The organism is Methylotuvimicrobium sp., from assembly GCF_050611805.1.
Classification (GTDB): Bacteria; Pseudomonadota; Gammaproteobacteria; order Methylococcales; family Methylomonadaceae; genus Methylotuvimicrobium.
Map to the genome: position 1 here is coordinate 55,420 of NZ_JBNGHF010000016.1, position 15,099 is coordinate 70,518.

Annotated in this window: 16 protein-coding genes; 3 read left to right on the forward strand and 13 right to left on the reverse strand. The window is 46.8% G+C overall.

Going from position 1 to position 15,099, the window contains the following annotated elements; all coding sequences use genetic code 11:
- Positions 1-118 precede the first annotated feature (118 nt).
- Together ACRJJO_RS10020 and ACRJJO_RS10025 are read left to right on the forward strand one after the other, a co-directional pair.
- Positions 119-835 (forward strand): sulfite exporter TauE/SafE family protein, encoded by a 717-nt coding sequence (locus ACRJJO_RS10020; RefSeq protein WP_431065629.1) that lies wholly within the window; start codon positions 119-121, stop codon positions 833-835.
- Positions 836-852: 17 nt separating this feature from the next.
- Entirely contained in the window at positions 853-1,827 is a 975-nt protein-coding gene (locus ACRJJO_RS10025; RefSeq protein ID WP_431065630.1) for a sigma-54 interaction domain-containing protein, read from the forward strand.
- A 427-nt stretch (positions 1,828-2,254) separates the two neighbouring features.
- Here the strand turns inward: ACRJJO_RS10025 and ACRJJO_RS10030 are convergent, their stop codons facing one another.
- The 12 genes from ACRJJO_RS10030 to rpoE all read right to left on the reverse strand — a co-directional run bounded on the left by ACRJJO_RS10030 (position 2,255) and on the right by rpoE (position 12,830).
- Positions 2,255-2,992, reverse strand: coding sequence for a PP2C family protein-serine/threonine phosphatase (locus ACRJJO_RS10030; RefSeq protein WP_431065631.1), 738 nt, complete (start codon positions 2,990-2,992; stop codon positions 2,255-2,257).
- A 3-nt stretch (positions 2,993-2,995) separates the two neighbouring features.
- Positions 2,996-3,751 (reverse strand): pyridoxine 5'-phosphate synthase, encoded by a 756-nt coding sequence (gene pdxJ / locus ACRJJO_RS10035; RefSeq protein ID WP_431065632.1) that lies wholly within the window; start codon positions 3,749-3,751, stop codon positions 2,996-2,998.
- Entirely contained in the window at positions 3,748-4,458 is a 711-nt protein-coding gene (gene recO / locus ACRJJO_RS10040) for a DNA repair protein RecO (RefSeq protein ID WP_404358056.1), read from the reverse strand. The genes pdxJ and recO overlap by 4 nt, the downstream gene beginning before the upstream one ends.
- On the reverse strand, positions 4,451-5,332 hold the full coding sequence (gene era, locus ACRJJO_RS10045) for a GTPase Era (RefSeq protein WP_404358054.1): 882 nt from the start codon (positions 5,330-5,332) through the stop codon (positions 4,451-4,453). Before era ends, recO begins: the two co-directional genes overlap by 8 nt.
- The gene (gene rnc / locus ACRJJO_RS10050) at positions 5,329-6,012 is read right to left on the reverse strand and encodes a ribonuclease III (protein ID WP_404358052.1); all 684 of its coding nucleotides are present in this window, start codon (positions 6,010-6,012) and stop codon (positions 5,329-5,331) included. Before rnc ends, era begins: the two co-directional genes overlap by 4 nt.
- Positions 6,009-6,386, reverse strand: a complete 378-nt coding sequence (locus ACRJJO_RS10055; protein WP_404358051.1) for a DUF4845 domain-containing protein — start codon at positions 6,384-6,386, stop codon at positions 6,009-6,011. Before ACRJJO_RS10055 ends, rnc begins: the two co-directional genes overlap by 4 nt.
- Positions 6,387-6,417: 31 nt before the next feature.
- Positions 6,418-7,194, reverse strand: a complete 777-nt coding sequence (gene lepB / locus ACRJJO_RS10060; RefSeq protein ID WP_431065633.1) for a signal peptidase I — start codon at positions 7,192-7,194, stop codon at positions 6,418-6,420.
- A gap of 66 nt (positions 7,195-7,260) precedes the next feature.
- A complete protein-coding gene (gene lepA / locus ACRJJO_RS10065; protein WP_404358047.1) occupies positions 7,261-9,060 on the reverse strand; it encodes a translation elongation factor 4 in 1,800 nt (599 codons plus the stop codon).
- 2 nt (positions 9,061-9,062) lie between these two features.
- Complete coding sequence (locus ACRJJO_RS10070; protein WP_431065658.1) at positions 9,063-10,460, reverse strand: DegQ family serine endoprotease; 1,398 nt, start codon at positions 10,458-10,460, stop codon at positions 9,063-9,065.
- 245 nt (positions 10,461-10,705) lie between these two features.
- Positions 10,706-11,668: a MucB/RseB C-terminal domain-containing protein gene (locus ACRJJO_RS10075; RefSeq protein WP_404358043.1), complete on the reverse strand. Its 963-nt coding sequence runs from the start codon at positions 11,666-11,668 to the stop codon at positions 10,706-10,708.
- 4 nt (positions 11,669-11,672) lie between these two features.
- Entirely contained in the window at positions 11,673-12,227 is a 555-nt protein-coding gene (locus tag ACRJJO_RS10080) for a sigma-E factor negative regulatory protein (RefSeq protein WP_431065634.1), read from the reverse strand.
- 12 nt (positions 12,228-12,239) lie between these two features.
- Positions 12,240-12,830 (reverse strand): RNA polymerase sigma factor RpoE, encoded by a 591-nt coding sequence (gene rpoE, locus ACRJJO_RS10085; RefSeq protein ID WP_431065635.1) that lies wholly within the window; start codon positions 12,828-12,830, stop codon positions 12,240-12,242.
- 187 nt (positions 12,831-13,017) lie between these two features.
- On the opposite strand from rpoE, the gene nadB reads away from it, so the two are divergent.
- Positions 13,018-14,619 carry an L-aspartate oxidase gene (gene nadB / locus ACRJJO_RS10090; RefSeq protein ID WP_431065636.1) on the forward strand — a complete coding sequence of 534 codons (1,602 nt, stop codon included), beginning with the start codon at positions 13,018-13,020 and terminating at the stop codon, positions 14,617-14,619.
- Between the two features lie 17 nt (positions 14,620-14,636).
- Here the strand turns inward: nadB and ACRJJO_RS10095 are convergent, their stop codons facing one another.
- Entirely contained in the window at positions 14,637-15,044 is a 408-nt protein-coding gene (locus tag ACRJJO_RS10095; protein ID WP_404358037.1) for a hypothetical protein, read from the reverse strand.
- Positions 15,045-15,099: the final 55 nt, after the last annotated feature.

Here is a 15,099-nt window from a genome sequence, read left to right on the forward strand (position 1 = left end):
ATTTATGCGGCATAAGTAATTGATCTGTGTTATTTCACGTAAAAAGATGAGTCAAAATCCTCATTTTTTCAAAACTAAATATTGTTTAAGTTAATAAATATGCTAATGTTCTCCCTCTATGGAACATACTATCGCCTTTAATGCCTCCTATTTTGTCGCTTTTGCGATGGGGTTGTTTAGTAGCATGCATTGCATCGGCATGTGCGGGTCGATTATCGGAACGCTTACGCTGAGTCTTAAGCCCGAGGTCCGTACTTCTAAGGCTAAGCTTTTTCCTTATGTGCTGAACTATAATTTGGGCCGTATCAGTAGTTATGCTTTGGCCGGGATGTTGGTAGGCTTTATTGAGGCGATATTAACGATGCCTTTTGGCGAAGGTCACGGTCATAGGGTGTTACAGGTACTTTCGGCCGTGGTAATGACCAGTGCCGGACTTTATATCGCGGGGTGGTTTCCGCGTTTTGCTTATATCGAAAAAGCCGGATCCCGTTTTTGGAAGTTAATCGAGCCGTATGGCCGCCGCTTAATTCCGGTGAAAACGCACAAGCAAGCTTTTTTATTTGGTATGATTTGGGGTTGGTTGCCCTGCGGCCTTGTCTATGCTGCATTGGCACTTGCGGCGACGACCGGTGATATTATTCGTAGCGGGTTGACGATGTTGGCTTTCGGTTTTGGGACTTTACCCGCCGTGATAAGTGTCGGTATAATAACCAGCACACTAACAAGGTTATCTAGAATGCAGTACTTTAAGCAGATGGTCGGCTTATTGATGATTGCACTCGCATTATTGGCCGCTCTGCCATGGCTTAATCCCATGCGATTACAACACTTATAATTTTAGGAGAGGCTCCTGTGGATCATTTTAATTCGATAATTGGGAAATCTCCCGCACTCGATTCTCTAATTCGTAGCGCTAGAATGGTTGCTTGTACCGATGTAACAGTCTTCATCAAAGGAGAAACCGGTACAGGTAAGGAAGTGCTAGCTTCCGCTATTCAAAAAGAAAGCGCGCGTGCTAATAAGCCGTTTATCAAGTTGAATTGTGCCGCCTTGCCTGAGAGCTTAGTGGAGTCTGAGTTATTCGGGCATAAAAAAGGTGCATTTACCGGAGCCAACATTAACAAGCAAGGCATTTTTCAAGCCGCTGATGGCGGGACCTTATTTTTGGATGAAATTAATTCGTTACCTCTGTCGATTCAAGCAAAATTATTGCGTTTTTTAGAGCTTGGTGAATGTTTAGCTGTTGGAGAAACCAAGCCTTATCGCGTCGATGTGAGAATCATCGCGGCCAGTAACCAAGACTTGGTTAAGCAAATCGACGCAGGACAGTTTAGGCAGGATTTGTACTTTCGTTTAAATGTCGTACCGTTAGAGTTGCCGCCACTATCGAAAAGAACCGAAGACATCGAGCCGCTGATTACTCATTTTGTTCGGCATTTTGCGCAGGCTCATTCGCTCGAAGCCCCGAAATTCAGTAAAAAGTCGATTCGAGTTTTAACTCGCTATCGATGGCCTGGTAATATAAGAGAACTCCGCAATTTATGTGAAAGACTGTCGATTTTGTTGGCGGGAAAAGTTATCGAGCCCGATAATTTACCGCATGAATTTGCTGAATATATTGATGAAAAGGCTCCTTCGGCAGATGCAGGTGATATTCCGAATTTTAAACTGCCTGATTTCGGTATTCAATTGGACTCTCTAGAGGCGGACTTGATCAATCAAGCGCTTACTAGAACCAACGGCAATCGCAGCAAGTCAGCCCGCTTATTAGGCATTACCCGAGATACCTTGCTATACCGTATACAAAAACACGGCTTGGCCGCCTAGTTTTAATTCAGAGCAAATCTGCTCTAAGTACTGATATATTCCCTTTCGCGCATCATATATCTTTCGCACTTCAAATTTCGGTACCGCCGAAATTTGAAGTGCGATGAGTATATTCGGTGCCGCGCCTAATGTATACCCATCGCAGATCAAAATTCGGCACCAGGGTGTCCGTCAAAGGACGCCGTGAATACATCCCTGTAGGCTCTATGCCAGCTCCATGCTGGCAAAGCCTTTGCCGCACACCCTGGCGTCTCCTCAGGCACTGCCGAAATTTGAAGTGCGAAAGGTATATTTCGAGATTTGAGCGATAGGGGCTATTGTTAAATCAATAGACCCCTTTTGATGTGGTGTGTCGTTTTGTCGTTTTGATACAGGATATGCGCGCAAACATCAGTCTTAATGTCAGCATCGTGGTTATTTATGCGTTTCATCCCAGGCACCTTATCCATTGGACCGTCACATTGTCGCTGTGGCCTCTTGCCCTGAGTACCGTCAATCGGGCAAATTTCCCTAGTTCGATTTTACCGCTATCGGGTTGTGCTAAATCGAGTAATTCGGCGGGTTTAACGTACTCCCAGAAGCCGTCTGTACATAAGAGAAATGTTTCGCCCAGTTTTATTGGGGGGTAAACATGGATTTCGGGTAGATGGGTTTGCTGGATATTTACACTACGCGTCAATTGGTTTTGCTCAGGGTGCAAGCCCATTTCTTGTTCGGTTATTGATCCTTCGTCCAACAGTTGCTGCGTGATTGAATGGTCTTTCGTACGCCATAGAACTTTATTCGCATTCATCCGGTAAATTCGGGAGTCGCCGCAATGCGCTGTGATTGTTTGATTCGGGTCGATATAGAGTAATGCGCAGGTGGTATGCGCTTCCGATGCGGATGGATCGTTGCCGAAAAGCTTTTTCATTTCTTCGACTGCTGATTTAAACCATGCCGTCATGGTTTCATCGGGAGCTTGAGCAAGATGACTCCGGTGCTGATGGACTAATTTTAATAAGCCTTGGCAAAAATATCGGGAAGCTTTTTCACCCGACTGATGGCCTCCGAGTCCGTCGGCAACAATAAACAAGGCATAGTCGTCTTGTATAATGCGCCCCATCGAATCTTGATTAACTTCTCGGTCGCCGGCCGAGGTTAATTGAAAGCATTGTAATTTCATCGGTTATCTAGAGATCAAGCTTTGTAATCGGGCTTGCCGCATCAATTGTTTGAGATCGCCGATGGTTTTGGCTAAACCGGAGAAAACCGCTTGGGCGATAATGGCATGGCCGATATTTAATTCGACAATTTCAGGGATTTTGCAAATCGCTTCGACATTGTGAAAATTGAGTCCGTGTCCGGCATTGACCTGTAATCCGGCGCTGTTTGCGTATTGCGCGGCCGATTGAATGCGCTTTAGCTCGTCGGAGCGAATGCTTGATGTTTCCGCATCGGCATAACGCCCGGTATGCAATTCTACGACTGGCGCGCCCGCTTTCACAGCAGCGTCGATTTGACGCCGATCCGGGTCGATGAATAAGGAGACTTCGATTCCGGCCTCGCCGAGCCGAAGGCAGACATCGTTCATGCGGAATTGATTTTCGGCCACGTTCAGACCGCCCTCGGTAGTCAGTTCCTCGCGCTTTTCCGGAACGAGGCAGCAAGCGTAAGGTTTGACTTTGAGCGCAATTGCAATCATTTCGTCGGTGACGGCCATTTCCAAGTTCAGTCTGCTGTGGATAATGTCGCGCAGTAGATAAATATCCCGGTCTTGAATATGTCTGCGATCCTCGCGCAAATGAGCAGTAATACCGTCCGCGCCGGCTTGTTCGGCGATCAATGCGGCTTGGATCGGGTCAGGGTACTGAGTACCTCTAGCTTGCCTTAACGTGGCAATATGGTCGATGTTGACGCCAAGTAGAATATCGTTGTTGTTCATGAATGCGAGTGTTTGAGGATTTTGGAAATAACCTCTCGGCTTTTGAGTGGCTTCCCATTCAAATGAAAATTAATTGCCGAGCGCATGATTTTTTTAGCCTCGGTCAGAGTGGCGCTGTCCGGGAATGAGCGTGCTTCCAGTGCGAGGAAAGTACTTCCCGCAAAATCTCCTTGCTCCGATTCGACCGGTCCCGATTCGGCATTGAAACGGTATTTCTTACTGGGCGAAACCGGATGATGAAGGTTGTCTACATCGAACTGCAAGCCATAACCGACTTGTGTCAGCAGGTTAAGTTCAAAAACCCGGAGTACGGGTTCCAGGTCTGAGGTATTCGATAGCTGGCTTAAGGCATTTTGATAAAGTAGAAACACTTCGGGGTGTGGATCGAAAGGGTGCAGAAAATAAGTGACCAGTTCATTGATATAAAACCCGCTGTACAGTGCGAGATTATGCAGTTTCGGTGCCGTTTGCCAGGGTTCGATGTGCGTCAGAGTTTTTAAGTCCGATTTGCCGGAAAATGATAATAGTACAGGAACAAACGGACGAATAAAGGGGCCTAGTTTCGATTTCGGTATTCTGACGCCTTTCGCTAGAACCGAGAGCCGGCCGAAATCCCGAGTCAATACCTCGGCGATCAGGCTGGTTTCCCGGAAGTTCCGGTGGTGCAGGATAAAAGCCGGTTGCAACGAAACAACAGTCTCAATCATTAAAGCCCAGGCTTCGCAACGCTCGGTCGTTGTCGGACCAGCCTTGTTTGATTTTTACCCATAACTGTAAATAAACTTTTTGATCGATTAGTTTTTCGATATCGAGCCGGGCATCGGAACCGATTTTCTTGAGCATTTCGCCTTGTTTCCCGATCACGATACTTTTTTGCGAGCTACGCTCGACCCAAATCACGGCATAGATTTTAGTGATTTCGGGGTTTTCTTCATAGCGTTCGATTTCGACAGTCAACGAATAAGGCAATTCGTCGCCCAGTCGGCGGGTCAATTTTTCTCGAATGATTTCAGCGGTTAAAAAGCGTTCCGGACGGTCGGTAATCTGATCCTCCGGATAAATGGGGTCGCGTTCCGGCAGCAACTCCATGACGAGTTTTTCCAGTTGTTGCAGGTTGGTTTTTTTTAGCGCGGAAATCGGGATGATGTGTTCGAAAGCAAAGCGCTGTTGGGCTTCGGCAAAAAATGCCAACAGAGTATCTCTGTCTTTGATTTTATCGACTTTATTAACCGCTAGAATGACCGGTAAGCCGGCTTGCTCCAGTTTTTTGAAAATCAAATCGTCATAAGGCTGCCAGGAAAGTCCATCGATTAACCAAACGATGACCTCGACGCCGACCAAAGTGGTTTCCGCTGTTCGATTGAGATAACGATTGAGTGCGCGTTTTTCGTTATCGTGCATTCCGGGAGTATCGACATAGATCGCTTGGCCGGTTTCGGTTGTATTGATGCCGAGAATGCGGTGCCTGGTCGTTTGTGGCTTTCGTGATGTAATGCTGATTTTTTGGCCTAGCAAATGATTCATCAGCGTGGATTTGCCGACGTTGGGTCGGCCGATTAACGCAACATAGCCGCATTTCATGATTGTTCTCGCTTCAATAGCGCCAGCATTTGCTCTGCGGCATCTTGTTCGGCTTTTTTTCTTGATACGCCGGAACCGATACACGATTTTCCCGATAATGGAATCGTGCATTTCACTTTAAACGTTTGTTCATGCGGTAAGCCGGACATCGTTGTTAAGGTGTAGTCGGGTAAGTCCAGTTTTTTTGATTGCATCAATTCCTGCAATTGTGTTTTTGGGTCTTTTTGCCAATTATCGAGCGATAAGCTGTCGAGTCTGTCCTGCAGCATATCCAGAACCCATTGCCGACAAATTTCAATGCCTTGGTCCTTAAACAAGGCGCCGATAATCGCCTCGACAGCGTCGGATAGGATCGAGTCGCGTCGATAACCGCCGCTTTTCAGTTCCCCCGAGCCAAGGATTAAATAATCGCCTATATTAAGCTTTCTTGCCAAGTCAGCGAGCGCACCCTGATTGACAAGGCTGGCTCTGAGTCTACTTAAAACGCCTTCGCTGGCTTCCGGAAACATTTCGTGCAGTTTCTCGGCGACCACGAAGCCAAGAATCGAGTCGCCTAGAAATTCCAGTCGCTCGTTATTATGCGCTCCCATACTGCGATGGGTCAGCGCCATTTTAAACAACTGCATGTTATTGAAGTGCAAACCCAGTTTTTTACAAAGTATCTCAGGGTCTCTCGTCACTCTACACCCACCTCAATGACTTCATTAAACTCGACGAGTACACTCAAGTTACCGACAATCTTTTCGACGACTTCATAATCGATTTCAACTTTCAAATAATTGCCTTGTTTGGTTATTTTGACATCATCCTTTGTGACGTTATAAACGTAATTGAGGTTAAAGCGCTTGTCCAAGGCATTCCAAACTTCGTTTTTATTTTTCGTTTGAATGTCGACAGTCTGTTTTAGGCCTGCCAGTGAATTGACTACTTTACTATGGTCTATATAGATTGGCGCGATTTTCAAAATCAACAGCGTAAAAAACGCGATCAAGCCCAGAAGCAATATAGTCGAAATGAGCGTTAATCCGGTTTGGCGTTGCAAGGAAGCTTTCATAGTCGTCCCCTATAAGATAAAAAATGGGATTTCATTGAATGATTGTGCCGATACGGTCGAAGCCGACGCCTTTATATTGCCAATCCCAGTTCATCCATATAAAAAATGCTTTCCCTACTAGGTTTTGTTCGGGTACCGTGCCCCAATAGCGGCTGTCGTTGCTATTGTCGCGGTTATCGCCCATTACAAAAAAATGGCCTTCGGGTACAACATAAACGCCGTCAATCGAAGGCGCGCCGGGACTGATTAAAATGCTATGTTCGATACCGTTTAAATTCTCTAGAAAATGTTCGGTGCCGGTCATGCTTTCGCCTTGGCCGACGCCTTCATAAATGCCGAGTGAAACGCGTTTAACCGGATGGCCATTGATATAGAGGTTTTTTTTATCGTAAGCGACACGATCGCCCGGTAAGCCAATGATGCGCTTGATGTAATCGACCGATGGTTGTTTAGGATAGCGGAATACGACGATATCGCCGCGTTGGGGTTGGCTCATTTCGACGACTTTTTTGTTAATGACCGGTAGCCGTATGCCATAGGTAAACTTGTTTACCAAAATGAAATCACCGATCAGCAAGGTCGGCATCATCGACCCGGAAGGGATTCTAAACGGCTCAACCAAAAACGATCTGAGCAGCAAAACGATCAACACGATCGGAAAAAACGAACGAGCATACTCGACTATAATCGGCTCGTTTTCCGGTGGCGGGTCGATGCTGGCGAATTTAAGGTAGGCTAAATAGCCGCCCCAAATCGCTCCGGTCAATAAAGTGGCGATCGCTAAAAAAAATGAAAAATCGAAATTCATGGTCAAAGGTGCAAAAAGTGAAGAGCTGATTGGAGTATAAGGGGCGTCGGAGTATAAGAATAAAAGTTAGTCTTTGTTGACCTGAAGTACTGCAAGAAAAGCGTCTTGCGGAATTTCTATCTTGCCGACTTGTTTCATGCGTTTTTTACCGGCCTTTTGTTTTTCCAGGAGTTTTTTCTTACGAGTGATGTCTCCCCCGTAACATTTAGCAGTCACGTTTTTACGCATCGCTTTAACTGTCGACCGGGCAATGATTTTTGAACCGATCGCGGCTTGAATAGCAACTTCATACATCTGACGAGGAATCAGGTCCTTCATTTTTTCAACCAAATCGCGTCCGCGGTTTTGGCTGATGTCTCGATGAACGATGATCGACAGTGCGTCGACTTTTTCGCCGTTGATCAGGATATCCAGTTTAATCAGCGAAGCTTCTTGAAAACGCAAGAACTCGTAATCGAATGAAGCAAAGCCGCGACTGGCCGATTTCAAACGATCGAAAAAATCCAGTACGACTTCGCTTAACGGCAATTCATAATTCAATGAGACTTGTCGTCCGGCGTATTGCATGTCTTTTTGAATGCCGCGTTTTTCGATACATAGATTGATAACGTTACCCAAATAATCTTGAGGAACTAAAATATTGGCGCGGATAATCGGTTCTTTAATCGATGCGATCGCACCGATATCGGGCAATTTAGCCGGGTTGTCTACCATTAAAACTTCCCCGTTGTGGGTGGTCACTTCGTAGACCACGGTCGGTGCCGTGGTTATCAGGTCGATATCGTATTCGCGCTCGAGTCGTTCCTGAATAATTTCCATGTGCAGCATGCCGAGAAATCCGCAGCGGAAACCGAAACCCAGTGCTTGCGAAGTTTCAGGTTCGAATTGCAGCGAAGCGTCGTTTAATTGTAATTTGTTTAGCGCTTCACGCAGGTCTTCATAGTCGTCCGAAGATACCGGGTATAAGCCGGCGAATACGCGCGGCTGGACTTTTTGGAATCCGGCTAATGGCTTATCGGACGGGTTGTCGGTCGAAGTGATCGTATCGCCGACCGGAGCGCCGAAAATATCTTTGATCGAAGCGACCATGTAGCCGACTTCGCCGGTATTAAGGGTGTCTTTTTCCAGTCGCTTCGGTGTAAACACGCCGACTTTGTCGACAAGAAATGACTTGCCGGTCGACATGATGGTGATTTTTTGTTTGCGGCGGATGCTGCCGTTGACGATCCGAATCAGCGACACTACACCCAGATAGCTATCGAACCAAGAGTCGATGATTAGTGCTTGCAATGGTCCATTTTCGTCGCCGGAAGGCGGCGGGACCAATTGAACCAATTGTTCCAGCACGTCCTCGACACCGACGCCGGTTTTAGCGCTAATTTTGAGGGCATTATCGGCGGGAATACCGATAACGTCTTCGATTTCAGCCATCACGCGTTCGGGTTCGGCGGACGGCAGATCGATTTTATTCAATACCGGGACAACTTCCAGACCTTGTTCGATCGCGGTATAGCAATTCGCGACGCTTTGCGCTTCGACGCCTTGAGCGGCGTCAACGACCAATAATGCTCCTTCGCAGGCGGCTAGGGACCTTGAGACCTCGTAAGAAAAGTCGACATGTCCCGGAGTGTCGATGAAGTTCAGTTGATAGGTAATGCCGTCCTTGGCTTGGTAATTCAAGGTGACGCTTTGCGCCTTAATCGTAATGCCGCGTTCCCTCTCGATATCCATCGAATCGAGGACTTGGGCCGCCATTTCCCGGTTACTTAAGCCGCCGCATAGTTGAATGAAGCGGTCGGCCAGTGTCGATTTGCCATGGTCGATATGCGCGATGATGGAAAAGTTTCTTATGTTTTTTAAATCCACGTTTATTTATCTAGTTTAATGGCCAAAAAGACCGGGCTGCCCCGCCGCTGTATTAATACAGCAATCGATTGGCCGGCCGGAAGATTTTTGACTATTCTATCAAAATCAGCCACATCTCGAATGACATTATTAGCGATCCTTAAAATGACGTCGCCGCGTTGGATACCGACTTGGGCAGCCGGTCCCTTGCCGACATTCTGAACTAACACGCCGTTTTTCAAGACTTGAGTTTGTTCGCGTTGTTCTTCATTCAGGTTACTGACGCTGATGCCGAGGCGATTGTCCGGTTTCGGTGTGGCTTTCGTGGCGGCTTGCTGAACATCCTCTTCCGGTAGTAATCCGATTTTAACGCTAACCACTTTTTTATCGCCTTGGCGAATCACGGTGAGTTTGGATTTTTCATTGATCGGGCTCATGCCTACTAGTGGCGGCAGGTCTCCGGATGTTTCTATTTTCTGACCATTGAACTCGACAATGATATCGCCTATTTGAAGATCGGCAGCTTCCGCCGGACTTTGGGCAATAATTTTGGCGATCAAGGCGCCGACAGGACGTTTCATGCCGAACGATTCGGCCAACTCTCGGGTGACATCTTGAATTTGCACGCCGAGCCAGCCGCGCGATACGCTACCTTTAGTTTTGAGCTGGTCGACGACGTTCATGACGACATCCATTGGGATTGCGAAAGAAAGCCCCATGAATCCGCCGGTCCGGCTGTAGATTTGGGAGTTGATACCGACCACTTTGCCTTCCATGTTGAATAATGGGCCGCCCGAATTACCCGGATTTATTGCAACATCGGTTTGAATGAACGGAATATAATTTCCGCCGGGCAGGCTGCGGCCTTTTGCGCTAACGATGCCGGCGGTGACCGACTGTTCGAAACCGAATGGCGACCCGATCGCAAGTACCCATTCGCCGACCTGCAATTTTTCAGGGGAGCCGATGGCAACCGAAGGTAAATCTTCAGCATCGATTTTTAACAGTGCGACATCGGTTCGTGAGTCCGACCCGATCAGTTTAGCGACTAATTCGCGTCTGTCGGTTAGTTTAACGACGATTTCATCAGCGTCCTTGACGACATGATGGTTGGTCAGCACATAACCGTCGCCGGAAATGATAAATCCTGACCCTAACGAATTAGTTTCCCTGGGAATCATGCCGCCTCCCGGCCCTTGGAAGAAATGTTTGAATAACTCTTCCAGTTCCGGAGGAATGCCTTCCGGTAGTTGAGGCTCTCCGGGAAAGCCCGTTACTTCATTCTCCGGGGCTTTTTGGGAGGTGCTGATATTGACCACGGCTTTGCCATTATCCTGGACCATCCCGGTAAAGTCGGGCAGTTGCGCTGCAGCGTTTTGAATGAACAACAAGCTTAATAATAAGAGTCCATAAATTTTCATAGAGTGATAGCCTCCGGGTAAACTCATGATGGATCGTCGGGAATTATAGGTCATTTAGATAGCGTATTTTGTACAGGGCAGGGTGATCTTACCGTTAGCTTTCGAAAAGCGCACTGGACCGATTAATTGGCCTTGCGATATCGACGTCGGGAAATCGCTTACTTGGTAAATGAGTTGAGTGGTGTTGTGAAATTATTTCAATGCACGCCGGTTTACTATATAGATACGTTGAGCAATGGCAAAATTTATTGGATATCCGTGCGAAGCTCAACGCCTTCCGCGATATACCTGACGGTTTCTTCGGGTACTTCTCCCATTACGGTGACCACATGATCGTCGATGATTCGGCTAAATGCATTGACAGAGTCGGTTGAGCGAGCGCCAAGCTCAATATTAGCACCTTTATTTTCAAGATAAACCGATACAGACGAAAATCCATCCGATAAGAGCAAGTGTTCCACTGGGCGATTACTGCCCTGCATTGTCATTTGCACGAAAAATTGCTGACGGAAGCCGCCGGGGACTTGTTTTAAAACAAATCCCGCGGTTTCAAAAGACATGGGTTGCCGGTTATGAATGCGTTCTACCTCTTTATCCAAGAGAGCGGAGTCGACATCGATAAAAGGCAAGCTAGGTTTGACTTCAAGTTCGGTAAATACAACCTGCTCGATGGTGTTGCCCGAGCGGTCGTAAACTTCAACCTTTAATGGTAAATATTGTCCGATGTCTATCCAGATTCGGCGTGCATAACGATACTGGTCCTTTGGAGAAATATCCAGGATTCTTGTTGGCAGCATGGCTACTTGCTCTTCGCCGGAAAACGTAAATTGATAATACGCTTCCAAGCCATTTAATTGCTCGGGTAAATCGATTAAAAAAGACCGAGCGGCAGGTCTGTGATCGACAATAACTTTAGAGGTTTCAGGGAAGAAGCAGCTGACTTTATCGGCATCCCTAATGGTTTCTCGCAAAGGAGAGTTTACCGAAACTAAGCGTTCTTGTCCTGTGCCATTGGTCGAGGCATGTGAATATTTTAAGACATTAAGCTTGCCGTTTCTTAAAAAAGCCACTGTACCTTGGTAATTAAGGTGTTTCATTGCTTGCTGCATTTTCAAAAGCGAATGCTCAGGCGACTGCTTGGCATCGATTTCGGCGGCAAACGCGGATGCGGCCGTCAGCGATAAAACAAAACTTAAAACTTTCAACACGCGATTATTCCTGCTGATACTGAACGGTCCGCGCATAAGGCTGAAGATTGACTGCCCCATCTATGTAGCGGCTGCTGTTATGAGCTTGAAGGTATTTAATAAATCGGTTTCTCGTCAATTCCTTTTCGGATGGATGGTCAAGGGACGGCTGAGGGTCCTGCAGTTCGGCATTTCCCGCCATGGTTACCGATTGCGATTGAGCTAAGGGCATCATGTGCGGTTGTGATGATTGATTAATCCCTTGAGAGACAAGCACTGCGACAGCAGCTACAGAGGCGGCTAAGGCCGATATCGAGGCGTAAGATTTTTTAAAGGGTTTGCGTCGCGTTGCCAGATAAACGGGCTCGGTTTGCAAGCTTCGGCTAATCCGTTGGGCAAAATCCGTATCGACAGGTACGAAGGTGTCGGATTTGAGCACATGGCTGATTGCTTCATAGCGGTGCAACTGTTGCTGTAAACCCGGTTGGGTTCGCATTTTTTTGAGTAAACTCAAGGATTCTTGATAATTGAGATCGTCATCAAGGAGTTGAGAAATTTTTTGATTTAGTTCATCGACCATCAAAAGTTACCGTCATTTAAGCAAAGGGGTTAATTTATTATCGATCGCTTCTCGCGCTCTAAAAATGCGCGACCGAACAGTGCCAACCGGGCATTCCATCGCATCGGCAATTTCTTCATAACTCATTCCTTCGAACTCCCGCAAGGTAATGGCTATGCGCATTTCCTCAGGTAATTTTTCGATTGCGGCTTTGATCGTTTCAAGGATTTCTTCGTTCAGCAAATGCTGTTCCGGCGTATCCATACCTTTTAGTTCCGGAGCATTTTGTATTTGTTCCGCATCGTCGATATCGATTTCATAATCGCTACTACGCCGTGAGCGGGCAACCAGATAGTTTTTTGCGGTATTGATGGCAATGCGGTAGAGCCAGGTATAAAAAGCGCTGTCGCCTCTAAAATTACCAATCGCCCGGTAAGCCTTGATGAAAGATTCCTGCGCCACATCCTGCGCTTCACTGGGATCCTTGACATAGCGGTTTACCAGTTGAACTATTTTATACTGATATTTGATGACCAATAGATCAAAGGCAGACTTGTCGCCTTGCTGCACGCGCAACACCAAGTCTTTATCCAGTTGTTCGCTGGTCCCTGTTTTAACTTTCACAAGTTTTCCAATGTGTTTTGATAGACAGAATTAAACCGCACAAGTTCTTAAGCTTCAAAAAAAATTGCTAACGTATAAAAAAACGTTATTATCCACAAACAAGGCTTATGAAGCCATAATTATAGTATTGCTGTATTAATACCCAAGAAATAACAAAAAAATAAATACCGATAACTTCAACCATTACATGAATCAATCTGAAACTTATGATGTTCTTATCATCGGCAGTGGCGCGGCTGGTTTGAGCTTGGCTCTTAAGCTTGCCGACCGAGTCCGTGTTGCCGTCTTGTCAAAATGCGTGATTTTCGAAGGCAGTACTTATTATGCGCAAGGCGGAATATCCGCAGTTTTGGATGCACAAGATTCGCTCGAATCGCATATTGCCGATACGCTGGATGCCGGCGCCGGATTGTGTGATCCCGATATAGTCGAATTGACGGTCAAGCATGGCAAGGAGTCAATTGATTGGCTTAGGAATCAAGGGGTTGTGTTTACAGAAGAGCAAACCGAAACCGGCGAAACGCAATTGCATCTGAATCGCGAAGGCGGTCATTCGCACCGCCGCATTGTGCATACGGCCGACGCCACTGGTAAGGCCGTTTCGGAAATATTAATCGAAAGGGCCAGGGCACATCCTAACATTAAGATATACGAGCATCATAATGTCATCGATTTAATTTTAAGCAAAAAAACCAGTGACAGGGTAACGGGGGCTTATGTGCTTGATATCCACTCGCACCGTGTTAAGTCTATCGCGGCTAGAGCAGTCGCGCTTGCTACAGGTGGCGCCAGTAAAGTGTATTTGTACAGCACTAACCCTCAAATTGCGACCGGCGATGGTATCGCTTTGGCTTGGCGTGCCGGTTGTCGAGTCGCCAATATGGAATTCATGCAGTTTCATCCCACTTGTCTTTATCATCCGCATGGGCATTCGTTTTTGATCAGCGAGGCGGTCCGGGGAGAGGGGGGGCGTCTCATTTTGCCGGACGGGACTGCGTTCATGCATCGCTATGATCCTCGCGAGGAACTGGCTCCACGCGATATCGTTGCCAGAGCTATCGATCATGAAATGAAAAAAAGTGGGATCGATTGCGTTTATCTGGATATCAGCCATAAAACGGAGGCCTTTGTACGTGAGCATTTTCCGAACATATATGAGCGTTGTTTAAAACTGGATATCGATATTACTAAACAACCTATCCCGGTTGTGCCGGCCGCTCATTATACTTGCGGCGGTATTTTAACCGATCGCTATGCCCGTACCGATTTGTCGAATCTTTATGCGGTCGGCGAAGTTGCCTGTACCGGTTTGCATGGCGCGAATCGCATGGCTAGCAATTCGCTGCTCGAATGTTTGGTTTTCGCTGAGCGGGCTTGCCGGGATATTCTTCAAATACTGCCCGATATACCGGAGCCTTCCAAGGTTCCCGAATGGGATGAGTCGAAGGTCAGCGATTCCGACGAAGAGGTGGTCGTTTCTCACAATTGGAGCGAGCTCAGGCATTTTATGTGGGATTATGTCGGTATCGTACGGACCGATAAACGATTGAGCCGCGCGATGCGCCGAATTGAATTACTGAAAAGCGAAATCGCTGAATATTACAGCCACTTTAGAGTGACCAGCGATTTATTGGAGCTTCGTAATTTGGTGATAGTTGCCGAATTGATCGTGCGTTGTGCACAGTTACGTAAGGAAAGCAGAGGCTTGCATTACACGCTCGATTATCCGGAAATCGATAAAAGTAAACCGGCTGTCAATACGGTTTTAACGCCTTTAAAGAAAGTTTGAGCTTATCATCGGCAGATCTAATCCAAGTGCCTTAGCAGTAAATCAACATATTGGGCGGCTTGTTCGCAAGGCGCCACTGACCTTTCCAAGCGTCGCATTAACAGCAGCCCGGCATTTTGGTCATCCATGCTCTTGGCCACATATTCATTTAAAGGGCTGCAGATTTCATGCATTTTATGCTCGGCTAAGTAGATGTCGTTGAATTGATTGAGGTCTTCGCTCCTTAGAGATAAGAGCATCACTTCGTTGGTTAGCCGATTCTGAAATCGGAAGACTTGTTCGACATATACCTCAAACGCATCCCGACTTAGGCCAGTGTCCCCATAACCGCCCCAAAAAGGTTTTGCGCATCCCGATAAAACGAAAGCAAGGATCACGGTCATTAAGGCCCAAGCGCCTGGAAGGATAGTATTTGGTTTTTCCATCTAGCGACCCGTTTTACAGCCTCATATTTAAGGTAATGATAAGCTAGCTAATATA